This is a genomic window from Pseudomonas sp. 3A(2025) (assembly GCF_054589175.1).
Window position 1 is genome coordinate 238423 of the sequence record NZ_BAAILM010000095.1, and the last position, 22665, is coordinate 261087.

Consider the following 22665-nt stretch of genomic DNA (forward strand, 5'->3'; position numbering starts at 1 on the left):
AATTCCCCATGGCTTTGATCGCTCGAGATCGTCGCAAAAAACGCAGGCCGGTCGCCGAAATGAACGTGGTGCCCTACATCGACGTGATGTTGGTATTGCTGGTCATCTTCATGGTGACAGCCCCCATGATCAACCAGGGCGTAAAGGTCGATCTGCCCAAGGTCTCCAGTGAGGCCTTGCCGCAGGACAACAACAACCAGGTCCTGACCATTTCGATCAAGGCCGACAAGACGTATTACTGGAACCTGGGTAGCGAAGTCGACACCGACAAGCAGATGGACAAGGCCATGACCTTGCCGCAACTGACCAGTGCCGTGACCAAGATCGTTGCTTCCGGGCGTGATGCCGGCAAGCAGACACAGGTGTTCATCCGTGGTGACAAGGCTGTCGACTACGGCTCGGTCATGGTCACCATGGGCGGGCTGCAGAAAGCCGGGATTGCCAACGTCGGCTTGATTACCGAGGCGCCCTGATGCAGCCAATTCGAGAGCCGTCCGCCTCGGAGAATTACTTCTGGCCTACTGTCTGGGCCGTGGCTTTGCACATCCTGATTTTTGGCACGCTTTTCGTCAGTTTTGCCATGACCCCCGAGCTGCCTGAGGCCAAACCGGTGGTTCAGGCTACGCTGTACCAGCTCAAGTCGAAAAGTCAGGCAACGACCCAGACCAACCAGAAGATCGCAGGCGAGGCGAAGAAAACTGCTGCGCGGCAGAGTGAGGCCGAGCAGCTGGAACAGAAAAAGATCGAACAGGAAGCTGTAAAGGCTGCGGAACAAAAGAAAGCTGACGCCGCTCAAAAAGCCGAAGATCAAAAGGCTGCCGAAGAGGCCAGAAAGGCCGCCGAGCAGAAGGAAGCCCAGGAAAAGGCTGCCGAGCAAAAAGCCGAACAAAAGGCCGAGGAGGCCAAGAAAGCTGCCGATGAAGCCAAGAAGGCTGCAGACGACGCGAAGAAAGCGGCTGATGCCAAAAAGGCAGAAGAGAAACAATTGGCTGATATAGCCAAGAAGAAGGCTGAAGAAGAGGCGAAGAAAAAAGCCGAGGAAGAGGCCAAAAAGGCCGCTGCCGAGGACGCCAAGAAAGCTGCTGCCGAAGAAGCCAAGAAGAAGGCTGCCGACGAGGCCAAGAAAAAGGCCGCCGAGGACGCCAAGAAACAGGCTGCCGAGGACGCCAAGAAAAAAGCGGCTGAAGACGCGAAGAAGAAGGCCACCGCCGATGCGGCTGCCAAAAAAGCTCAGGATGCTGCACGCAAGGCGGCCGAAGACAAGAAGGCGCAGGCATTGGCCGATTTGCTCTCCGACAAGCCCGAGCGGCAACAGGCCCTGGCCGATGAGGTAGGTAATGAAACGGCGGGTAGCTTCGATGACCTGATTCGACTGCGTGCTTCCGAAGGCTGGGCTCGTCCACCGTCGGCTCGCAAGGGAATGGCTGTGGTCTTGCAGATCGGCATGTTGCCTGACGGCACCGTGACCTCGGTCAAGATCATCAAGGCCAGTGGCGATGGTCCGTTCGACAGTTCAGCGGTAGCAGCGGTCAAGAATATTGGTCGTTTGACAGAGATGCAGGGGCTCAAGCCAGCTGAGTTCGCGCCCTATCGTTCATTCAAGATGACATTCACACCTGAGGATCTAGCCTTGTGATTAACCTTCTTCGAGGACTGCTTGTAGTTCTTTGCTGTGCGGCAGGACTGGCCGTCGCAGACGAAAAGAACATTATGGTCACCAGCGGAAGTGACCGTGCCACGCCGATCGCTGTTGTGCCGTTCGGCTGGCAGGGCGGTAACGTCCTGCCTGACGACATGGCTGAAATCATCGGCAACGACCTGCGCAACTCGGGTTACTACACCCCGGTTCCACGTCAGAACATGATCAGCTTGCCGGTTCAGGCCAGCGAAGTCATTTTTCGCGACTGGAAAGCGCTGGGTACGCAATACGTGATGGTGGGTAACATCGTCCCGGCCGGCGGGCGCCTGCAGGTGCAATACGCACTGTTCAACGTGGCCACCGAACAGCAGGTGTATGCCGGCAGCGTTTCAGGTACCACCGATCAGTTGCGTGATATGTCGCACTATATTGCCGACCAGTCGTTCGAAAAACTGACCGGCATCAAGGGCGCCTTTTCGACCCGCATGCTGTACGTGACTGCCGAGCGTTTCTCGGAAGCCAACACGCGCTACACTCTGCAGCGTTCGGACTACGACGGTGCGCGTGCAGTGACCTTGTTGCAATCGCGTGAGCCGATCCTGTCGCCGCGTTTCGCGCCCGATGGTAAGCGTATCGCTTATGTGTCGTTCGAGCAGAAGCGCCCGCGCATCTTCGTTCAGCACATCGATACCGGTCGCCGTGAGCAGATCACCAACTTCGAAGGCCTTAACGGCGCGCCTGCATGGTCGCCGGACGGCAGTCGCCTGGCATTTGTACTGTCTAAAGACGGTAACCCGGAAATTTATGTGATGAACCTGGCCAGCCGCCAGATCACTCGCGTAACCAATGATTCTTCGATCGATACCGAACCGTTCTTCGGCAAGGATGGCTCGACGATCTACTTCACGTCCGACCGTGGCGGCAAGCCGCAGATCTACAAAACCAGTGTTTCCGGGGGCGGCGCACAGCGCGTAACCTTCGTTGGCAACTATAATGCCAACCCGAAACTGTCGGCTGACGAGAAGACCCTGGTGATGATTCACCGCCAGGAAGGCTTCACCAATTTCAAGGTGGCGGCTCAGGATCTGGCCCGTGGGAGTGTAAAAATCCTCACAGACAGTAACCTTGATGAGTCACCTACTGTTGCGCCCAACGGCACCATGGTAATCTACGCCACCCGCCAGCAGGGCCGGGGAGTCTTGATGCTCGTGTCCATTAATGGACGCGTGAGGCTCCCGCTTCCTACCGCTCAAGGCGAAGTCAGAGAACCGTCCTGGTCCCCTTACCTGAACTGACGCGGCGCTACAAAGTTTTTGCTTAACACACTGGGGTTCATTAGGAGTTTCAAGATGGAAATGCTGAAGTTTGGTAAGTTTGCTGCGCTGGCTCTGGCCATGGCTGTAGCTGTAGGTTGCTCCTCGAAAGGCGGCGACAATGCTGGTGCTGGTAACGGCGCTGTAGATCCTAACGCTGGTTACGGCGCTAACACTGGTGCTGTTGACGGCAGCCTGAGCGAAGAAGCTGCTCTGCGCGCAATCACCACCTTCTACTTCGAATACGACAGCTCGGACCTGAAGCCAGAAGCCCTGCGCGCTCTGGACGTTCATGCCAAGGACCTGAAAGGCAACGGCGCTCGCGTCGTTCTGGAAGGCAACACCGACGAGCGCGGTACCCGCGAGTACAACCTGGCTCTGGGCGAGCGTCGTGCGAAAGCCGTTCAGCGCTACCTGGTACTGCAAGGCGTTTCGCCAGCTCAGCTGGAACTGGTTTCCTACGGTGAAGAGCGTCCAGTTGCTACCGGCAACGACGAGCAATCCTGGGCTCAAAACCGTCGCGTCGAACTGCGTAAGTAATTTGACATGCGAACTTGCCGTCGTGCTCTAACCGTTTTGGCTCTCACCCTTCCGCTTGCTGCGTGGGGTGCGGTACCTGTAGTCGGTGACAATTCTGGCTCTGGCAGCAGTTATCCGCCAGCGGGATATGGCACGTCCGGCGCCTATGCCGGGGGAGGGGTTGCGGCCCAGCCCTCGGCACAGGGTCAACTGTTTCTACAGTTGCAACAGATGCAAGAAGAAATCGCGCGTCTGCGCGGTATCGTCGAAGTCCAGCAAAATGACATCCAGCGCATCAAGCAGGAAGCCCTGGAGCGTTATCAGGACCTCGATCAGCGTATCGTCAGTGGCGCTGCCGCCTCGGCGAGCAATAATTCTCAACCTGCTGGCAATGCAATAAATGCCGGCGGGACGCCTTCAGCCCCGGCCAACGAAGCACCGGCGGCGGGTACCGAGCCGCCTGATCCGGCCAAGGAAAAGCTTTATTACGAAGCAGCCTTCGATCTGGTCAAGGCCAAGGATTTCGACAAGGCCAGCCAGGCGTTTGCCGCTTTCCTGCGCAAGTACCCCAACAGCAACTATGCGGGCAATGCCCAATACTGGCTGGGTGAAGTCAATCTGGCCAAAGGCGACCTGCAAGGTGCGGGTCAAGCATTCGCCAAAGTCAGCCAGGCTTATCCAAAGCACGCCAAAGTGCCGGATTCGCTCTACAAGCTGGCTGATGTCGAGCGTCGCCTGGGCCATACCGACAAGGTCAAAGGCATTCTTCAGCAGGTCATTGCCCAATATCCGGGCACTTCCGCTGCGCAATTGGCGCAACGCGACCTGCAACGTCTCTGATCGCCTGAACCGTTGTTCAAGAAAGCCGCGCTTGTCGCGGCTTTTTTCGTTAGAATTCGCACCCGAAATTTTTGCTAATTACGCTTTTGGGCATTACGCGATCGCGGATGTTCTGAAGTGCCTGACGGAGGCGGACAGCCTGTTTAGCTGTTACGCCCGTGGCCCCTATGCAAGACACTTTACGCATCACCGAAATATTTCACTCGTTGCAGGGTGAAACCCGCACCGCCGGGCTGCCCACCGTATTCGTGAGGCTGACCGGTTGCCCTCTGCGTTGCCAGTACTGCGACAGTGCCTATGCCTTCAGTGGCGGTACGATCACCACGCTGGACGCCATCGTCGAGCAGGTCGCCACCTGGCGTCCTCGCTACGTCTGTGTGACCGGTGGCGAGCCGCTAGCGCAGCCCAATGCCATCCCGCTGCTCAAGCGCCTGTGCGATGCCGGCTACGACGTGTCGCTGGAAACCAGCGGTGCCCTGGATATCTCGGCAGTCGACCCGCGCGTCAGTCGTGTGGTCGACCTCAAGACGCCAGGTTCGCTGGAGGTGACGCGCAATCGCTACGAAAACATGGATTTGCTGACGCCTAACGATCAGGTCAAGTTCGTGATCTGCTCGCGAGAAGACTATGACTGGGCCGTGTCCAAGCTGATCCAGTACCGACTGGACCAGCGCGCGGGTGAGGTGCTGTTCTCGGCCAGTCATCATCAGTTGAAAGGGCGCGATCTGGCAGACTGGATCGTGGCGGACAATCTGCCGGTTCGTCTGCAGATGCAACTGCATAAACTGCTTTGGGATGACGAGCCTGGGCGCTGAGGGAGAAAAGATCATGAGCGACAAAAAAGCGATAATCCTGTTGTCCGGCGGTCTGGACTCCGCCACCGTGGTGGCCATGGCGCGTGCCCAGGGCTACGCCTGCTACACCATGAGTTTCGATTACGGCCAGCGCCACCGCGCCGAGTTGCAGGCAGCAGCGCGCGTTGCGCGGGATCTGGGTGCTATCGAGCACAAGGTCATCGGCCTGAATCTGGACGGTATGGGCGGCTCGGCACTGACCGACAGCAGCATCGCAGTGCCCGAAGCACCCACCGAAGGCATACCTGTCACCTATGTGCCGGCGCGCAATACGGTGTTCTTGTCGCTGGCACTGGGCTGGGCCGAAGTGCTTGAGGCGCGCGACATCTTCATTGGTGTCAATGCCGTGGACTATTCCGGTTACCCGGATTGCCGGCCTGAGTTTGTCGAGGCGTTCGAGCGCCTGGCCAATCTTGCCACCAAGGCGGGTGTCGAAGGCAATGGCTTCACGATTCAGGCGCCGCTGCAGAACCTCAGCAAGGCGGACATCATCACTGCCGGCATCGGATTGGGTGTCGATTACTCGCTGACCGTTTCGTGTTATCAGGCCGATGAGCAAGGGCGCGCCTGCCGTAAATGCGACAGCTGCCGTCTGCGTGCAGAAGGCTTCGCCACAGCCGGTGTAGCAGACCCCACCAATTATTTTTAATTTTTTTGCACGAAGGTGTTGAATTACTGATAAAAATCAGTAATATACGCCCCACGCAACGGGTCGTTAGCTCAGTTGGTAGAGCAGTTGGCTTTTAACCAATTGGTCGTAGGTTCGAATCCTACACGACCCACCATACGCAACAAACAGAAGCCCTCCTTATGGAGGGCTTCTGCGTTTGCGGCGTAAAAATTATGCCGTGTGCACAAAAAACAGACCTGCTGCCTGAGCCTGGCTGTGTGCTTTTCGCAGATACAGATGTGCAACAGCGTCTGTCAGGTAAAACAGGTCTTTGAACGGTTCCGGGAAATCGCTCGAGTAGAATTGGCAAAAGAACTCATAATCGGCGCCAATGTGCGGCTCTACAGCTGCCCAGTGTGGCGATGCCGTGCAGATCAATGAGCAAGCCGCAATACTGTCCTTCTCCAGCGACCGCTCACCCAGCACGGCAGCGCGCTGTTCTATGCCTTGCACAGGGCTGTATTTGAGTGTGTGGTCGCCGTCGGGCAACACGGCGGTATAGCCACTCGGGCGCGTTGGCTGTTGCATCACGGCTGCATCGCTGGTGATGCTGTCCAGAAAGTAGTCTGTAGCGCTGTAGGTTGAAAAAACATACAGAGCACCCTCTGCGGGCAGGCTTGTGGCCTGCGTGCGTTCGAGTGCCTGACTGCAGTCAATGGTTGCGACAAGCATCAGCGGCTCACCGTCGGGATTGTGCGGCCAGTGCTCGACACGTGCGGCATTGCCGCCCAGTGTGATGCCGGATGCAACTGCGCTGGCAGTTGTCGAAAATGACATTTCCAGAACCTGTGTCATTCGGCTTGTGGCGTTGTTGCTATCGCGCGCACTCAAGCGATGTACTCGGGCCGACCCGTCTCGTTCCAGGCCTTGAAGCGGGCATCTATCAGGCCTGAGAGCTTATCGTAATTGGTCCAGGTGTCATCGACACGATAGAGCGAATGCTCGTTTACACCGAAGGTCTCAAAGTAATCGTCGATATAGCGACTGTCGTTATCCCGTCCCTGGTAATAGGCGAGGGCGAATGCATTGCCGGTCTTGCTGAACTCCTGGTCGGTCATTGCTTCGTCCAGCATGCTCAGCACGAAACCTGCGCCGGTGATGGTGCGCTCTTTGAGGTCTCCGATTTCGTCCTCAGCATCTTCCTGCAGTTCTTCGCTGGTCAGGTCATTGATGACCATCCAGCTCAAGAACATGCCGATATGTGTGGCGCTCGCCTTGTCGGGCAGGTCCGCAGGGTAGTCGCCCTGGTAATGCCAAGAGGCATCGTCGTACTTCATGGTGCGTTTTCCTATGGGGGAGTGACAGTCTCTTCAGTCATCGATTCAGACAGCGGTTTATAAAAGAGTTCCTGATTTGAATGTTTTATTTAAATAATAATCATTTGTATCTTTGCTGTTTAAAAACATTGCTCCCCTGTTGTTCTTTAAGGTTAGAATCGGCCCGCCTCTACTGCGGGACTGTGATCCTGCTGGCTCCGAGGGGTGTAAACTTGCATTACGCGCTACCGCGCATTCAGGTCCAGCCAACATGACGCAGATTTCCGAACGCTTTCTGGTGCAGGCGCATCTCGCTGCCAAACAACCGAAAGAGTTGAGCCTTGAAGAACAAGCCCATTACCGCGAGCAAATCGCCGTCGAGCTTAAAGCGCGCGATGCGGTGCTGGTCGCCCACTATTATTGCGACCCCGTGATCCAGGCGCTGGCCGAAGAAACCGGTGGTTGCGTGGCGGACTCGCTGGAGATGGCGCGTTTCAGCAATAACCACTCGGCCAGTACCGTGCTGGTGGCCGGTGTGCGTTTCATGGGCGAGACCGCCAAGATTCTCAATCCGGAAAAGCGCGTGTTCATGCCTACACTGGAGGCGACTTGCTCGCTGGACGTGGGTTGCCCGGTCGATGAGTTCTCGGCGTTCTGCGACCAGCACCCCGAGCGCACGGTGGTGGTTTATGCCAACACCTCGGCGGCGGTCAAGGCGCGTGCTGACTGGGTCGTGACCTCCGGCTGCGCGCTGGAGATCGTCGAAAGCCTGATGGACAACGGTGAGAAGATCATCTGGGCACCGGACAAGCACCTGGGCCGTTATATCCAGCGCGAAACCGGCGCCGACATGCTGTTGTGGGACGGTGCCTGCATCGTCCACGAAGAGTTCAAGTCCAAGCAGCTCGAAGACATGAAGGCCTTGTACCCGGAGGCCGCAGTGCTGGTGCACCCCGAGTCGCCGGAGGCCGTGATTGCCCTGGCTGACGCCGTCGGCTCGACCAGCCAGATGATCGCCGCCGCACAACGCCTGCCCAACAAGATGTTTATCGTGGCCACTGATCGCGGCATCTTCTACAAGATGCAGCAGTTGTGCCCGGACAAGATCTTCATCGAGGCGCCTACGGCCGGTAACGGCGCGGCGTGCCGCAGCTGTGCACATTGCCCGTGGATGGCGATGAACACGCTGGAGCGCACCTTGCAGTGTCTGCGTGAAGGCAGCAACGAGATCTTCGTCGACCCGGCATTGATTCCGCACGCCGTACGGCCTTTACAGCGCATGCTCGACTTCACTCAGGCGGCGCGCCTGAGACAAGCCGGTAACGCCTGATTCTTGCGCCAATCAAAAGCCCGGCTGACTTGCCGGGCTTTTTTATTCAAGAGACGATCAATTCATCATGCCCTTGATCATGCGTTCCTGTTCGGCCAGTGCTTTCTGTCGTGCATCGATACGCGAGGCCAGCTGGAAGTTGTTATTGGAACGGCGTTTGGCGAAGTCCAGTTGCTGGATGGCCTGACGGAAATCACCCATCAGGGCGAAGTATTCGGCGCGTGCCTCATGCAGGCCCACGGTGTTGCCGTTCAGGCCGCGTGCCTCGGCCACCTGATACCAGATGTCCGGATCGGCAGGGCGCCTCTTGAGCAGGGCATCAAGCGCTTTCTCGGCGTCGGCCGAGCGGCCTTGTTTTAGCTGTACATCGATGCGCGCCTGATTGAGCGGATAGTTGCCCGGGTACAGCGTCAGCATGCGTTCGGCCCGTTGCCGCGCTTCGGCCAGGCGATTGTTGGTGATGTCCAGGTCGATCTGCGCCAGGTTGTAGGTCACCTCATTGGGTGACTTGTCGAGCAGCGTCTTCAGGATCTCACGGGCCTCATTGAGCTGGCCGCCCTTGATCTGCGCAATGGCCAGGCCATAACGAGCGTCGTCGCCGTTCGGATTCTCGGCGAGCTGGGCGCGGAAGCGCTTGGCAGCGATGCCGGGTGTTTCTTCGTAAAACAGCGCGACCCGCGCGCGCATCAGTTGGTAGCGCAGACTGTCTTCCTGGCCGCCAGCCTTTGACTGTTCGGCGCGGTTGCGGGTGTCGGCGATACGCGACTCGCTGACCGGGTGAGTCAGCAAGAATTCCGGTGGTCGTGCATCGAAGCGATACTGGCGCATCAGGCGTTCGAACATCGTTGGCATGTTGCGCGGGTCGTAGCCGGCCTTTTCCAGATTGAGAATGCCGATGCGGTCGGCCTCCTGCTCGTTTTGCCTGGAGAAGCGCCGCTGTTCCTGAATCGCAGCCGCCTGGGTGCCGGCGATGGTCGCAATACCGGCATCCCCGGCACCGGCGGCGGCCATGACGATACCAGCCAGCATGGCGGCCATGATCGGTACTTGCATGCGTTGCTGGGCTTCTACGCCACGGGCAAAGTGACGCTGTGAAAGGTGAGCCAGTTCGTGGGCCATGACCGAGGCGTATTCGCCTTCGGTCCGTGCATACAGAAACAGCCCGCCATTGACCCCGATGATGCCGCCAGGCGCTGCAAAGGCGTTGAGCTGGTTGCTGTTGATCAGGATGAACTCCAGGCGCCGGTCCTGTACCTGGCTGGTTTCGGCCAGTTTATAGACCGATGTCTCGACAAAGTCCTTCAGTTGCGGGTCTGACAACTGGCTTACCTGCGAGCGCAACATTCCCAGCCATGCCCGCCCCAGTTGATGTTCCTGCTCGGGAGACACGATCGATGAGCTGGAGTCGCCCAGTGAAGGCAAGTCGTCGGCCAGGGCCGGTGTCGCCAGCAGGCAGGCAAGGGTGAGCAATGTAGGACGCAGGAAATTCATGCATTTGGCTCTGGGCGAATGTGCATCTACTGTAGCCGTCTCAATGGCTTGCTGACCAGAGTGCGGTATTCTTGCGCGCCTGCGCAAAGCCTGATGATGACTTTTTGCCAGAACGATGTGTCTGCCCGGAGAAAAGCGATGTCTGACGCTGTAGCCCCCCAATTCTGTGATGCCGAACTCGACGCACGCGGGCTCAATTGCCCGTTGCCGCTGCTCAAGGCCAAGATGGAGCTCAATCGTCTTGCCAGTGGCGCGGTGCTCAAAGTGCTGGCAACCGATGCCGGTTCTCAGCGCGACTTTCGCAGTTTTGCCAGGCTGGCAGGGCATGCGTTAGTGCATGAGCAGGTTGATGCAGGGCTTTATACCTATTGGTTGCGTAAGGCATAGGCAACCGTTCTCGCGCAAAAAGGATGCTCGATGTACAAAGTGCTTAGCGACTGGATGCAGCGCTACTTCTCGGATGAAGAAGCGGTGGTGCTGGCGGTGTTGTTGTTTCTGGCCTTCACCCTGATCCTGACCCTGGGCGGCATGTTGGCGCCGGTGCTGGCCGGGATGGTTCTGGCGTTTCTGATGCAGGGCGTGGTTGGCCTGCTGGAGCGCTTGCGCATGCCGGAGCGCGTGGCGGTGGTGCTGGTCTTTGCATTGTTTATCGGCGTGTTGCTGGTGTTCACACTGGTGCTGGTGCCGTTGCTGTGGCATCAGTTGATCACCTTGTTCAACGAGCTGCCCGGCATGCTCGCCAAGTGGCAATCGCTGATGCTGATGCTGCCGGAGCGCTATCCGCATCTGGTCTCTGACGAGCAGGTCTTGCAGGCCATCGAGGTGGCGCGAGGCGAGGTGGGCAAGTTCGGGCAAATGGCGTTGACCTTTTCGCTGTCCAGCCTGCCATTGCTGGTCAACCTGATGATCTATCTGGTGCTGGTACCGATTCTGGTGTTTTTCTTTCTCAAGGATCGCCATCTGTTCGCACGCTGGGCGCGTGGCTACCTGCCGCGTGAGCGGGGCTTGCTGACGCGGGTGGCCAAAGAGATGAACCGGCAGATCGCCAACTACATTCGTGGCAAGGTCATCGAGATCTTCATCTGCGGCGGGGTGACCTATGTGGCCTTTGTCGCGCTGGGGCTCAACTACGCCGCGTTGCTGGCGATGCTGGTCGGCATTTCAGTGGTGGTGCCATATGTCGGTGCAGTGGTGGTGACCGTCCCTGTCGCGCTGATCGGCCTGTTCCAGTGGGGCTGGGGTGACCAGTTCATCTATCTGATGATGGTGCACGGCATCATTCAGGCGCTGGATGGCAACGTGCTGGTGCCGCTGTTGTTCTCCGAGGCGGTCAACCTGCACCCGGTGGCGATCATCTGCGCGGTGTTGTTGTTCGGCGGGCTGTGGGGCTTCTGGGGGATTTTCTTTGCGATTCCGCTGGCGACCCTGTTCAAGGCCGTGCTAGATGCCTGGCCGCGCAACGAGCCGGTGGTTGCACCGCTGATGTAAGCCAGAGGCGCCGCGGGTGCGGCGCCTTTGCAATGGGCTCAGGCCTGGTGCAGTGCCTGGGCGCTGGCCAGTACCTCGGCCACGTGGCCTGGGACCTTCACACCGCGCCACTCTTGACGCAGCACACCCTCCTTGTCGATCAGGAACGTGCTGCGATCGACGCCCATGTATTCCTTGCCATACAGCTTCTTGAGCTTGATCACGTCGAACAACTGGCACAGCGCCTCGTCCTTGTCTGAAATCAGCTCGAACGGGAACGCCTGCTTGGCCTTGAAGTTCTCGTGGGTCTTGAGGCTGTCGCGCGACACGCCGAACACCACGGTATTGGCCGCTTCGAACTGCGCCATGCTGTCACGAAAGCCCTGGCCTTCAGTGGTGCAGCCAGGGGTGTTGTCCTTGGGATAAAAGTAGATCACTACCTGGCGACCCTTGAGCGCAGCAAGGCTCACGGTCTGGCCGCCAGTGGCAGGCACCTGGAAATCGCTAACGGATTGGTCGACTGCAACGGCCATCGGTTTTCCTCAAGTTGGAGTCTGTGGGCGCCATGGTTCGATCAGCGCATCAAGGTTCAGAGCGTCGGAGAAGTCGAGGAACTGATCGCGCAGCCAGCTGATCTGGGTGCCGGCCGGCAACGTGACAGTGAAGGTGGCATTGAGCATGGTGCCGCCGGTCTGCGGTGCCTGGTAGGTGTCGCACACCAGGTTTTCCAGCTCGACATTGTGGTCGATGAAAAACTGGCACAGCTCGTTGATGATGTCCGGGCGATACGCCGAGCTGATATAGGCCACGTAAGGCAGCGCTTCGGGGCGGCTCTCAAGCGTCGCGCTGCGCACGACGCTGGTGGTGAAGGCGTGCTTCTTGCTCAGGTTCGGCAGGATGGTCTCCAGGCGAGCCAGAGCGTCCCAGCTGCCGGATATCTGCAGAATCAGCGCGCTGCACTCACCATGACGGGTCAGGCGTGAGCTGACCACTGCGCAACGGCTTTCATGGCTGGCGCGGCACAGCACGTTGGTCAGCTCCATGGGGTTGGCGCCAAGAGCACTGATAACAAGGAATTGTTCGCGAACTGAGGGGGTGGACGACATGCAGCATTCCTAGATGATGAACGGTCGGTACATTTCGGCTCTTGCAGAGTCGACTCGGTGATGCGGGCTGCGCAACGTCGGCCTGACCTTGCCACGATACCGACCTGCACGGCAGGGCTACAAGGCGCTGGAGCAGGGGTTTGGAGGGCAAAACCGGGAGATTGAACGCAGGGCGCAGGTAACCTGTACCGAACAAAGGACGAAGGGTAGCGAAAACCATCGCTCAGGGGAATGCTCAGAGCGTGGTACTTCGCTTGTGCAAGGCTGATGGCGCCAGTACCATTACGGCTCTCTTTTTCCGGCAGGAGCGGTTGCATGATTGCGGGCAGTATGGTGGCACTGGTCACACCAATGGATGCACAAGGTCGTCTTGACTGGGACAGCCTGAGCAAACTGGTTGACTTCCACCTGCAAGAGGGCACCAACGCCATCGTTGCCGTGGGCACAACCGGTGAGTCGGCGACCCTGAGTGTAGACGAGCACATCGAGGTGATTCGCCGCGTGGTCGATCAGGTCGCCGGGCGTATCCCTGTGATCGCCGGCACCGGCGCCAACTCCACCAGCGAAGCGGTCGAACTCACCGGCAACGCCAAGTCTGCCGGCGTCGACGCCTGCCTGCTGGTCACGCCGTACTACAACAAGCCGACCCAGGAAGGCCTGTTCCAGCACTTCAGCCACATTGCGCGTGCTGTCGACATTCCGCAGATCCTCTACAACGTGCCGGGCCGTACCGCCTGCGACATGAAGGCCGAGACGGTCATTCGCCTGTCGACCGTGCCGAACATCATCGGCATCAAGGAAGCCACCGGCGACCTGCAGCGCGCCAAGGACATCCTGGCCGGCGTGAGCAACGATTTCCTGCTGTTTTCCGGTGATGATGCCACCGCTGTCGAGCTGATACTGCTGGGCGGCAAGGGCAATATCTCCGTGACCGCCAACGTCGTACCGCGTGCCGTCAGCGACATGTGCGCTGCTGCCCTGCGTGGCGATGCCACCGCAGCCCGGGCGATCAACGAGCGGATTTCCGCGCTCAACAGCACCCTGTTCATCGAATCCAACCCTATCCCCGTGAAGTGGGCACTGAATGAAATGGGCATGATGGCCGACGGTATCCGTCTGCCACTGACCTGGCTCACCCAGGCTTGTCACGAACCGCTGCGCCAGGCCCTGCGCCAGGCCGGCGTACTGGTTTAATTGAGGAAGTACAACGCAATGAAGCGATTGGCCGGATTCTCCGCACTTGCCCTGATTATCTCCAGCACCAGTGGTTGTGGCTGGGTCTGGGGTCCTGACGGTTACTTCCGTGATCGCGGTAGCGATTACCTGGAGTCGACCCAGACTGCACCGATGCAAGTGCCTGCCGACGTTACCGGCGTCAAGCGTCTGGACCCACTGTTGCCGATCCCGCGCAACGTGGCCGACAGCACCCAGAAGGGCGAATATACCGTTCCGCGTCCTGCGGCACTGGCGACCAGCGCCGCCGATTCCAGCGACTTCAGCCTGCAGCAAAGTGGCGAAGCACGCTGGATCCTGGCTCAGCGCCCACCGGCCGAAATCTGGTCGGTAGCGCATCAGTATTTCGAAGACAACGGTTTCCGGATTGCCGAAGAGCGTCCGCAAACCGGCGAATTCAGCACTACCTGGCAGCGTCTGGATGAGCTTTCGGCTTCGGTTTCGCGTCGCCTGAGCGCCAGTGGCACTGCCGCCGACAGCGAAACCCGCGTACGGGTGCGCATCGAGCCAGGCGTGCAGCGCAATACCAGTGAGGTGTATGTGGCCAGCGTTTCGCGTCCGGCCGGCAGCACCGCTGAAATCGGCTTCCCGGATCGCTCCGCCAGCCCTGGCCTGGATGCTTCGCTGACCGACGACCTGCTCGCCAACCTGAACCGCAACGCCAGGCAGGGCGGTTCGGTGTCGTTGCTGGCAGCGCGTGATTTCGATACCCCGAGCCGCGTGGCCCTGGGCGTCGACGGCAGCGGTAACCCGATGCTCAACCTGGGTGCAGACCTGGACCGTGCCTGGTCGAGTGTCGGCCGCGCCCTGGATCAGGGTGACTGGCGCGTTGAAGACATCAACCGTAGCCTGGGCCTGTACTACATCAACCTGGCCGAGCGTGCCGACAAGCCGGAGAACCAGCCGGGCTTCTTCAGCGGCCTGTTCGGCGGCAAGGCCAGCAAGGAAGAGATCGAAGCACGCGCCGAGCGTTATCAGGTGCGCCTGAGCAAGGTTGGCGACAGCGTGCAGGTGACGGTCGAGAAGAACATCAACACCGTGGCTCCTGCCGATGTGGCACGCCGTGTGTTGAGCGTCATTCAAGACCACCTGGGTTAAGTGCGCTTCGCCGTACTGGGCAGCGGCAGCCGTGGCAATGCCACGCTGGTCGCCAGCCATGAAACCTATGTGCTGGTCGATTGCGGCTTTTCGCTGCGTGAGACCGAGCGACGCCTGGCCAGGCTGGGCGTCGAGGCCGCGCAACTGAGCGCCATTCTGGTGACCCACGAACATGCCGACCATGTGCATGGCGTGGGTTTGCTGTCTCAGCGCTACAATGTGCCGGTGTACCTCAGCCGTGGCACCTTGCGCGGCTTGCGCAAGCCGGTAGAAGTTGCTGGCCTGCTGTGCGCCGGAACGCCGCTGCACATCGGCGCGCTGGAGATCGACGTGGTGTCGGTCTCGCACGATGCGCTGGAGCCCACCCAGTTCGTCTTCAGTGACGGGCAGCGACGCTTCGGCATCCTGACCGACCTGGGCACTTACTGCGACAAGGTGCTGCAACGCTATCAGGGCCTGGACGCCCTGATGATCGAGGCCAACCACTGCCGCGACATGCTTGCCCGAGGCCGCTACCCGGTTTTTCTCAAGCAGCGGGTGGGTGGTCACTCAGGACATTTGAACAATCATCAGGCCGCAAGCCTGGTGAGCGAGCTGGGATGGCAGACACTGCAACATCTGGTGCTGGCCCATCTGAGCAGCAAGAACAACCTGCCGCAGCTGGCCCGGCAATGTTTCGTCGATACCCTTGGGTGCGACCCGGACTGGCTGCAACTGGCCGATCAAGATTGTGGGCTCGACTGGCGACAAATCGCCTAGCCCTACCATTTAGCAAGCGGAGCCCATCATGGAAAAACGTGAAGAACTCTACCGCGGCAAAGCCAAGTCGGTTTACAAGACCGACGACGCTGACCGCTTGATCCTGCTGTTTCGTAACGACACCTCGGCGTTCGACGGCAAGCGCATCGAACAACTGGACCGCAAGGGCACGGTGAACAACAAGTTCAACGCGTTCATCATGCAAAAACTCGAAGAGGCGGGCATCCCGACTCAATTCGACAAACTGCTGGGCGACAACGAGTCGCTGGTCAAAAAGCTCGACATGATCCCGGTCGAGTGCGTCGTGCGTAACTACGCCGCCGGCAGCCTGGTCAAGCGCCTGGGCGTCGAAGAAGGCCTCAAGCTTGAGCCTTATACCTTCGAGCTGTTCCTGAAGGACGACGCCAAGGGCGACCCGTTCATCAACGAATCCCACGTCGTGGCATTCGGTTGGGGCACCGCCGAGCACCTGGCACGCATGAAAGAGCTGTCGCTGAAAGTCAACGACGTGCTGAGCAAGCTGTTCGACGACGCCGGCCTGCTGCTGGTCGACTTCAAGCTTGAATTCGGCGTGTTCCACGGCGAAATCGTCCTGGGCGACGAATTCAGCCCGGATGGCTGCCGCCTGTGGGACAAGGAAACCCGCAAGAAAATGGACAAGGATCGCTTCCGCCAGGGTCTGGGCGACGTGATCGAAGCCTACGAAGAAGTTGCTCATCGTCTGGGCGTGCCGCTGTAAGGCGCGCTACTGACGCAAGCGCTTGATACCACGAAAAAAATTGCAGAAAAGGCTCGACACCTGCAATCAGGCTGGTATCATGCGCGCCAGTTGGAGAGATGCCAGAGTGGCCGAATGGGACGGATTCGAAATCCGTTGTACTGGCAACAGTACCTAGGGTTCGAATCCCTATCTCTCCGCCATATTTAAAAGCCCCGAGCGCTAATATCGCTCGGGGCTTTTTTTCGTCTGGGGGAAATGTGGGGGGATGATTCAGCTATAGTCATGACCCCGGCAGATACGAAAAGGGCGTCCCGGTGGTAAACGTTTCTCTCAAGAGTGTCCTCACTATTTGTTCTGTCTTTCTCCTATCCAGCGCCAACGCAACCTCTCTGAACCTGTCCGCCGAAGGCGAAGCGCTGTACTTCAAGGCACTGCCTTACCTGCAAAGAATCGACGAAATAGACAACGAGATCTTCACGATCAGACACCAGTTACCGGCTGGCGAGACATTCCCTCAGCAGAAAAGGGAATACTACCGGGATAAGATGCAAGCGCTTGTCAAACACGCAGCCCCTCTGGTCAGCCGTTCAGCGGAAGAAGGCAATCCAGCTGCGCAGTATCGCCTGGCTATGCTGTTGTCGACGTTTGAGCCTCTGGGACCCTCTGACGAAAAAGTGTGTGGCCTTCTCAGAGCCAGTCTGAGTAATGGATTTACACCGGCGGGCTTGCAGATGCTGGCTTTCTGTTTCGAGCAAGTTAAAACGCCTGAATTCCGGTCATTGGTCGACGCACTGCCGAATGATGAAACCCTGTATGGCAAGTACTACCCTCAGCCGACGACACTGCCGATTTGCGAGAGCAAAGGTCGGGCTCGTGGCCCTGCCATCGTGTCGCTCGACGAAAAAGGCTTTCGCGCCAATCTGTATATGACCCTGGCAACCCAGTTATCTACGCCGCCTCTGAAGCAAGAGAAGCTGCGCTATCTCAATAAAGCCGCAGAGTATGGATGCGCCAGTGCAGTACAGAGATTAAAGATCAGGAGCCCTGTGTCGGGATGACAGTAGGGCGATCCCAGACCTCGGTATACACCGTGCTCCAGGTGCCCAGGTTCAGGTATAGCTGTGCCGTACTGGCAGGTCATCAAGGCGTGGTTGCCCGGATCGTCGAGGCGGCGCGGATGCAGGGAAAAGCGTTAACACGCTAAGTTGACAATAAGATGTTCAAGTTTGTGGTTATTTGGATCCATTAAACTTGATAAAGCGATGGTCTTTGTGTCGGGTTCAAGAAACACAATGGCCCAGAAACATTTCTGGGTTGAAAGTATTGTCGGACAAAAACAAGTTAGTATGGCTTCATGTTACTAGCGTTTTGATATCTTTGCGGGTGTTTCGGGGTAATCAAGGGCGGTTATGGATCGTACAGCGTTGCTTGACTGCCTGGAGGCTGAAATAAAAACGCTTTCCGGCTGCGTCGATATTGATGCCCGGATTACACGTCACTATCAGTTGATGGAGCAGCACTATACGGAGCGGCCGTTCTTTTATAAAAGTATTTTGAAGTACGACCGGTTTCTGGTCGTGTTATCGATGCTGGCGCATTATTACTGCCATCATTTTCCATCGTTGTCCAGGGTCAAAGAGTTCTGTGAGCGGCGGGGGTATCTCTCGAAGAACAGCCTGGAGTCCTATTTTTCGTTTTTTATTATTTCAGGCTATATGGACGTCGGCGATCATCCTGAAGACCGTCGCCTGAGGGTCTTCAAGCCTTCGCTGCGGGCAATGGCTGAAACGGTAAAAGTCCTCAGTGCCTATTATTTCCCGGCCATGGGGTTGCTGGAGGCAGAAGACAGTGAGCGCAGGATCGACAGCAGAACCGTGCAGGCTTACTTCAAGGGCTTCAACAAGGTGCTTGAGGCGAATCTTACCCTGGACGCTCTGGTGCCGGAGTCACGCTGGTTAATGAACCGGGATGGCGGGCACATGTTGATGCTCGCCTTTTTCAGCGATGCCTTGCGGGGGCCGTGTGCGAGCGCGGGCAGCTACAAGGTTTCGACTTACGCGCAGTTATCCTCGCGGTTATCGGTGTCCAGTACGCACCTGATCCGCATGGTCAGAGAGGGTGAAAAGAAAGGTTATTTCAACGTAGGCAAAAGTGGTCTTGAAATAACCGAGCCTTTCATGGCGCTGGTGCGCAGGCTGATGCTGGTCAGTTTTGCTATCACACGGGTCTGCATCAGGCTGGGAGAGGACTGAAACACAGCATCAAGGAGGCGTCTCACACCCACCAGGAGCCGGTATGAAGTTATCCATGGATCATCGCATCCGCAGTTTATTGAAGAAAGGCGTCGTGCGCGCCGAATTACTGGCCATTGCCAGCTGGGTAACCGTGCATGCCTTTACGCAGGCTCATGTACCGCACAAGACCGCCCTGATTTCATTCATGGCGATGCTGATCGTTTTCTGTGTGCAGACCTTCAGCCGCTCCGATCGGGTCTGGCGACTGTCGGGGCTGGTGTTCATTCTCACGTTTGCGGGCAGTTTCAAGTTTCTGTTTATGCAGTTCGATGCATTGTATCAGGCCTTTTCCCTGCCGTTTGCCGTCATCACCGTACTGGGTGCTTCGCTCCTGGTTCGAAACACGACCGATTACATTTTGACGGCGATGATCAGTTGGTTGGTGGTGTGGCCGTTTATCGAGGTCGATCTGCCCGGGGCGGCTCACTACATGCTGCTCTTCGGCTTTTTTTCAGTAGCGTTGGGGTGGGTCAACAACCATACCTACATGGCGTCCCTGCGAGATCTGCTGGTGTTGGAGAGTCAGTACCGGGTCATGGCCGAAACGGATTTTCTGACCGGTATCTTTAATCGCCGTGCCCTGATGCAACGCTTCGAGCAGGTCGCAGCAAGTGGCAAAGGCGGCTTTTTTCTGATGATCGACATTGATAACTTCAAGAGCGTCAATGACCAGTGGGGGCATGAAGTGGGTGATCAGGTGCTGTGCGCCCTGGCCCGGTGCATGGCGTCTATCAATCATCGGTATTGTCACGGACGCCTGGGGGGCGAGGAGTTCGGCGTCATACTTGAGACACCCAGTGAAACGCAGGCGCTGGAGTATGCGCAGCAGCTTCTGCTGGCGGTGCGCAACATGACCGGCTTGCCTTGCCGGTTTACCGTCAGTGCCGGGCTGGTAGCGTTCATGCCGGGGGGTGACATGTCCGAAGTGCTCAGAGAGGCCGACCGCCAACTGTATGCGGCCAAGAAGTCTGGCAAGGACAATGTCAAGTATGGCTTGCATCATGAATGCCTGCGGGTTACCCACGCTTTGAAATATTAATCACTTCATTGTTTGAATTTTTATTCAGGATTCGACAGGCTATTGATCGTCAGCGGCCTGCGACTGTTTACATGTTTTATTCATGAAGCAATAAGGAATGACCATGACCCATCAGTTGCATGAGGCGCTGGATGATTTCGAATCTTGCGTGCAGCGTATGAGTAACAATATTTCCTGCTTTTTAATCAAGGTCAATGAAGTTGACTGCGCGATTGATGTCATCAAGTCGTTGTTGGTTGCAATGGAGCAGATCGGTCAAGAGCAGGTGGGCATCAGGGTGTTGGCGATCGAACCTTCTTTGTCGCAACTAAAAAGTGAAATGAGTCGACTGGTTTCAGTGGTGGAGGAGGGAATTCTTCGTATTCTTGGCCTGGCCGGTCTGCTGGCTGATGAAGTCAGGCAACAGCTTTTGCTGCTCGGCAGTATTGTTGGCGATATCAGTCCGGTTTCGACGCGCATGAAGACACTGAGTATTTCGCTGAACGAGATGGAGGCGTTATGCGCAACGATTCTTTATCGGTCCAGCAAACAGCTGACGACCCTGGGGCTTATAAAGTTCCGGGCTTGAGTGGTGTGCCGTACTCGTCAATCAGGCGGTGCATTAACGACAAAATTTCATCAAGGGGGGGATATGTTCGGTCGTCAGTTGAAAGAAGAGCTCGTCAGGTGCAATGCCGAGCGCGATGTGCAGCAACAGCTACTGGCGCAACTGGAGACAGGCCTGTTGTCGATCAGGCTGGCCCCGGACCTCAGGATCGAGCAGATCAATCACAAGCTTGAGCAGGTGCTGGGGCGTTCGCGGTCTTCGCTGGCCAATTGTGCCTTGCCGGACATTGTCGAGGATTTTGCCGCCACTTCAACGCTTCGCACGACGTTCATGAGGGCACTGCGAGCCTTCGAGCCGATTCAGGAGTGTTACCGTTTCAAGCGGGCTGACGGCTCGATCGCCTGGCTGAACATGCATTGGTCAGCGATCAAGGCGCAGAATGGCAGCCTGCTGTATGTGCAGGGCCATGGTTCGGACATCAGTGAATTGATGGAGCGGCTTCGGGACGAATCGCAAATGATGCAGGCACTGGTCAAGTCCACGGCGGTCATTCAGTTTCGCCTCGACGGCACCGTCATCAGCGCCAACGATCAGTTCCTGCAGGCGATGGGTTATACGCACGATCAGGTCCAGGGCCGGCATCATCGGCTGTTCTGCTCGCCTGAGCAGGCCACCTCATCGCAATACCAGGCGTTCTGGGGGCGGCTCAATCGTGGTGAGTATGTGGCTGGCCGCTTCAGTCGTATCGACAGCCGTGGGCAGGTCGTGTGGCTGGAAGCGACGTACAACCCGGTGCACAGCCCGGAGGGCCAGCTATACAAGGTGGTCAAGTTTGCCAGTGTGGTGACCGATGACGTCAGCCGCGAGGCACAGATCCGGCAGGCCGCCCATGTGGCCTACGATATTTCTCGCCAGACCGATATCAATGCTGCCAGTGGCGCCGAAGTGGTTCAGCAAACGGTGCAGACCATGAAAAGCATCGCCGGCCAGATGCAGTCCGCTACCACCAGCATGCAAGCGCTCGGCAAACAGTCGCAGTTGATCAGCAGCATGGTCGAAAAAATCGGTGCCATTGCTTCGCAGACCAACCTATTGGCCCTTAATGCCGCAATCGAGGCCGCCCGGGCCGGTGAGCAGGGGCGCGGTTTTGCCGTGGTAGCCGATGAGGTGCGGCAACTGGCAGGCAGAACCAGTACGGCCACCGGAGAAATCGTGCAGATCGTGCAACAGAACAAACTGCTGGCAGACAAGGCCGTCGAGGATATCGGCGCCAGTCGTAACCAGGCCGAGCAAGGGCTGCTTTTGGCCGAGCGGGCCGGCACGGCAATCATTGATATTCAGGAGGGGGCTCGCGAGGTTGTGAAGGCGGTAAGCCGTGTCACGGTCGACCTGCAATCAGCGCCGGGTGAGTGATTCGCTCCTGACACACTTGCTTGCATGTCATCAGCCTCGTCTATCCTTTCTGAACGTGCACACGCCAGGGTGGGAAAACTGCCCATTGAGCGTTGCATGGTTTTGCTGTCGCCCGGCACGCATGAAGCGCCGGGTTCATTCAGGTGTATGGCGAGGAGTTTCAGATGTCCGACGTAGATCAAGCAGCACAATCACAGTCGTTGCCAAGCGATCACGAGCTGATCGCGCAGTTCAAGGCAGAAGGCAAGCAGATCGACTGGCTGTTGCAATGGCTGGTCAAGTTTGTCGTAAGCACCAAGGTCGAGCTGGGCGTGACCTTGTCGATCGGCGGAAATCTGGTGTCGGGACTGCTGATCTCCCACGACGACTATTTCGATCAACTGGCCCAGGATCTGGCTGCACCTTTGGGGCAGTACGATAACGGTGCCGAGAAGTCGCTGAAAGAAATCATTCTGTCGTTCAAGCCAGGCGATCTGGCAGAGGACACCTCTGATTTTCACTTCATTCACTTGAAAGACAGCAAGACCTATTCCACCGACCAGAGCCCGATCTGTGAGTCCGGTGTGCTGTGGCGCGGCCGTATCGCGGCGGTGGATGGCTTCAGCGTCGGTCAGATCGTCACCAAATAATGAATCTGCGTCTGGCCTGGCCTGCATCCGGGCCAAACGCCGGACAAAGAAAAGCCCGCGATGGGGGAGCGGGCTTAAGGATTCACACTTGGGAGCGGGTTCAGAATGCAAGAGCCGCTGTGAAAAGTTCGTGAAGTTGAGGTGATGGTTTCGCAGGCGGTGTTATTTTTTTTCTGGCGTCTGCAAATGCTGCGGCGTCTCGGACGTCGGCACGAATGTCTTGGCTTCTTCAGCGGCTGCTTCTTTGGAGGCCGCCTGATCCTTGGCGGCTTCTGCTTTCTGTTGTTCGGCCTTTTCGATGTTTATCTGCGCCGATTCCCTATGGGCTTGAGCGTCCTGGGCTTTCTGTTCGGACTTGGAGTCGCAGGCGGCAAGGCCCAGGGCGCAGCTTACGATCAGGATACGGGCGAGGGCTTTGGACATGATGGTCTCCTTCAAGGCAGTTGA

General features: G+C 57.8%; 25 protein-coding genes, 2 tRNA genes and 2 pseudogenes. 23 read left to right on the top strand and 6 right to left on the bottom strand.

Annotated features, from left to right (window positions below; translation table 11 throughout):
- The first annotated feature begins 8 nt into the window (after positions 1-8).
- The 8 genes from tolR (at position 9) to ACYP2A_RS24685 (ending at position 5950) form a co-directional block, all read left to right on the top strand.
- Positions 9-473, top strand: coding sequence for a protein TolR (gene tolR, locus ACYP2A_RS24650; RefSeq protein ID WP_056835064.1), 465 nt, complete (start codon positions 9-11; stop codon positions 471-473).
- Positions 473-1636: a cell envelope integrity protein TolA gene (gene tolA, locus ACYP2A_RS24655; RefSeq protein WP_459748546.1), complete on the top strand. Its 1164-nt coding sequence runs from the start codon at positions 473-475 to the stop codon at positions 1634-1636. Before tolR ends, tolA begins: the two co-directional genes overlap by 1 nt.
- Complete coding sequence (tolB, locus tag ACYP2A_RS24660; RefSeq protein WP_459748547.1) at positions 1633-2934, top strand: Tol-Pal system beta propeller repeat protein TolB; 1302 nt, start codon at positions 1633-1635, stop codon at positions 2932-2934. The genes tolA and tolB overlap by 4 nt, the downstream gene beginning before the upstream one ends.
- A gap of 54 nt (positions 2935-2988) precedes the next feature.
- Positions 2989-3492, top strand: a complete 504-nt coding sequence (gene pal, locus ACYP2A_RS24665; protein ID WP_459748548.1) for a peptidoglycan-associated lipoprotein Pal — start codon at positions 2989-2991, stop codon at positions 3490-3492.
- Between the two features lie 6 nt (positions 3493-3498).
- A complete protein-coding gene (gene ybgF / locus ACYP2A_RS24670; protein ID WP_459748549.1) occupies positions 3499-4311 on the top strand; it encodes a tol-pal system protein YbgF in 813 nt (270 codons plus the stop codon).
- Between the two features lie 167 nt (positions 4312-4478).
- Positions 4479-5126 carry a 7-carboxy-7-deazaguanine synthase QueE gene (gene queE / locus ACYP2A_RS24675; RefSeq protein WP_459748550.1) on the top strand — a complete coding sequence of 216 codons (648 nt, stop codon included), beginning with the start codon at positions 4479-4481 and terminating at the stop codon, positions 5124-5126.
- Between the two features lie 13 nt (positions 5127-5139).
- Positions 5140-5814 carry a 7-cyano-7-deazaguanine synthase QueC gene (gene queC, locus ACYP2A_RS24680; RefSeq protein WP_459748551.1) on the top strand — a complete coding sequence of 225 codons (675 nt, stop codon included), beginning with the start codon at positions 5140-5142 and terminating at the stop codon, positions 5812-5814.
- A gap of 60 nt (positions 5815-5874) precedes the next feature.
- A tRNA-Lys gene (locus tag ACYP2A_RS24685) sits at positions 5875-5950 on the top strand.
- A 56-nt stretch (positions 5951-6006) separates the two neighbouring features.
- On the opposite strand, the gene ACYP2A_RS24690 is transcribed toward ACYP2A_RS24685, so the two are convergent.
- Positions 6007-6666: a DUF1963 domain-containing protein gene (locus ACYP2A_RS24690; RefSeq protein ID WP_459748552.1), complete on the bottom strand. Its 660-nt coding sequence runs from the start codon at positions 6664-6666 to the stop codon at positions 6007-6009.
- Complete coding sequence (locus tag ACYP2A_RS24695) at positions 6663-7112, bottom strand: DUF7832 domain-containing protein (protein WP_459748553.1); 450 nt, start codon at positions 7110-7112, stop codon at positions 6663-6665. Before ACYP2A_RS24695 ends, ACYP2A_RS24690 begins: the two co-directional genes overlap by 4 nt.
- A 250-nt stretch (positions 7113-7362) precedes the next feature.
- On the opposite strand from ACYP2A_RS24695, the gene nadA reads away from it, so the two are divergent.
- Positions 7363-8421: a quinolinate synthase NadA gene (gene nadA / locus ACYP2A_RS24700; protein ID WP_459748554.1), complete on the top strand. Its 1059-nt coding sequence runs from the start codon at positions 7363-7365 to the stop codon at positions 8419-8421.
- Positions 8422-8478: 57 nt separating this feature from the next.
- Here nadA and ACYP2A_RS24705 read toward each other — a convergent pair whose 3' ends face one another.
- Positions 8479-9912: a M48 family metalloprotease gene (locus ACYP2A_RS24705; RefSeq protein WP_459748555.1), complete on the bottom strand. Its 1434-nt coding sequence runs from the start codon at positions 9910-9912 to the stop codon at positions 8479-8481.
- Between the two features lie 138 nt (positions 9913-10050).
- On the opposite strand from ACYP2A_RS24705, the gene ACYP2A_RS24710 reads away from it, so the two are divergent.
- A complete protein-coding gene (locus ACYP2A_RS24710; RefSeq protein ID WP_459748556.1) occupies positions 10051-10299 on the top strand; it encodes a sulfurtransferase TusA family protein in 249 nt (82 codons plus the stop codon).
- A gap of 30 nt (positions 10300-10329) precedes the next feature.
- Positions 10330-11400, top strand: a complete 1071-nt coding sequence (locus ACYP2A_RS24715; RefSeq protein ID WP_459748557.1) for an AI-2E family transporter — start codon at positions 10330-10332, stop codon at positions 11398-11400.
- Positions 11401-11438: 38 nt separating this feature from the next.
- On the opposite strand, the gene ACYP2A_RS24720 is transcribed toward ACYP2A_RS24715, so the two are convergent.
- Entirely contained in the window at positions 11439-11912 is a 474-nt protein-coding gene (locus ACYP2A_RS24720) for a peroxiredoxin (RefSeq protein WP_459748558.1), read from the bottom strand.
- A gap of 9 nt (positions 11913-11921) precedes the next feature.
- Positions 11922-12485: a glycine cleavage system transcriptional repressor gene (locus ACYP2A_RS24725; protein WP_459748559.1), complete on the bottom strand. Its 564-nt coding sequence runs from the start codon at positions 12483-12485 to the stop codon at positions 11922-11924.
- A 315-nt stretch (positions 12486-12800) separates the two neighbouring features.
- On the opposite strand from ACYP2A_RS24725, the gene dapA reads away from it, so the two are divergent.
- The 12 genes and pseudogenes from dapA to gvpU all read left to right on the top strand — a co-directional run bounded on the left by dapA (position 12801) and on the right by gvpU (position 22218).
- Positions 12801-13679, top strand: a complete 879-nt coding sequence (dapA, locus tag ACYP2A_RS24730) for a 4-hydroxy-tetrahydrodipicolinate synthase (protein WP_459748560.1) — start codon at positions 12801-12803, stop codon at positions 13677-13679.
- Between the two features lie 18 nt (positions 13680-13697).
- Positions 13698-14816: an outer membrane protein assembly factor BamC gene (gene bamC, locus ACYP2A_RS24735; RefSeq protein WP_459748561.1), complete on the top strand. Its 1119-nt coding sequence runs from the start codon at positions 13698-13700 to the stop codon at positions 14814-14816.
- Positions 14817-15575 (top strand): MBL fold metallo-hydrolase, encoded by a 759-nt coding sequence (locus ACYP2A_RS24740; RefSeq protein WP_459748562.1) that lies wholly within the window; start codon positions 14817-14819, stop codon positions 15573-15575. It abuts the gene before it with no gap.
- Positions 15576-15603: 28 nt separating this feature from the next.
- Positions 15604-16314 carry a phosphoribosylaminoimidazolesuccinocarboxamide synthase gene (purC, locus tag ACYP2A_RS24745; RefSeq protein WP_056835104.1) on the top strand — a complete coding sequence of 237 codons (711 nt, stop codon included), beginning with the start codon at positions 15604-15606 and terminating at the stop codon, positions 16312-16314.
- A 92-nt stretch (positions 16315-16406) separates the two neighbouring features.
- Positions 16407-16496 (top strand) — tRNA-Ser (locus ACYP2A_RS24750).
- A 114-nt stretch (positions 16497-16610) separates the two neighbouring features.
- Positions 16611-17354: a hypothetical protein gene (locus ACYP2A_RS24755; protein WP_459748563.1), complete on the top strand. Its 744-nt coding sequence runs from the start codon at positions 16611-16613 to the stop codon at positions 17352-17354.
- Between the two features lie 351 nt (positions 17355-17705).
- Positions 17706-18548, top strand: coding sequence for a hypothetical protein (locus ACYP2A_RS24760; protein ID WP_459748564.1), 843 nt, complete (start codon positions 17706-17708; stop codon positions 18546-18548).
- 43 nt (positions 18549-18591) lie between these two features.
- Positions 18592-19629 carry a GGDEF domain-containing protein gene (locus ACYP2A_RS24765; protein WP_459748565.1) on the top strand — a complete coding sequence of 346 codons (1038 nt, stop codon included), beginning with the start codon at positions 18592-18594 and terminating at the stop codon, positions 19627-19629.
- 103 nt (positions 19630-19732) lie between these two features.
- Positions 19733-20197, top strand: coding sequence for a hypothetical protein (locus tag ACYP2A_RS24770; protein WP_459748566.1), 465 nt, complete (start codon positions 19733-19735; stop codon positions 20195-20197).
- A 63-nt stretch (positions 20198-20260) separates the two neighbouring features.
- Positions 20261-21031: pseudogene (locus ACYP2A_RS24775) on the top strand (PAS domain-containing protein); the annotation flags it as partial.
- A 105-nt stretch (positions 21032-21136) separates the two neighbouring features.
- Positions 21137-21589, top strand: a pseudogene (locus tag ACYP2A_RS24780) (methyl-accepting chemotaxis protein); the annotation flags it as partial.
- A 164-nt stretch (positions 21590-21753) separates the two neighbouring features.
- Entirely contained in the window at positions 21754-22218 is a 465-nt protein-coding gene (gene gvpU / locus ACYP2A_RS24785; protein WP_459748567.1) for a gas vesicle accessory protein GvpU, read from the top strand.
- 162 nt (positions 22219-22380) lie between these two features.
- Here gvpU and ACYP2A_RS24790 read toward each other — a convergent pair whose 3' ends face one another.
- A complete protein-coding gene (locus ACYP2A_RS24790; protein WP_459748568.1) occupies positions 22381-22641 on the bottom strand; it encodes a hypothetical protein in 261 nt (86 codons plus the stop codon).
- Between the last annotated feature and the right edge of the window lie 24 nt (positions 22642-22665).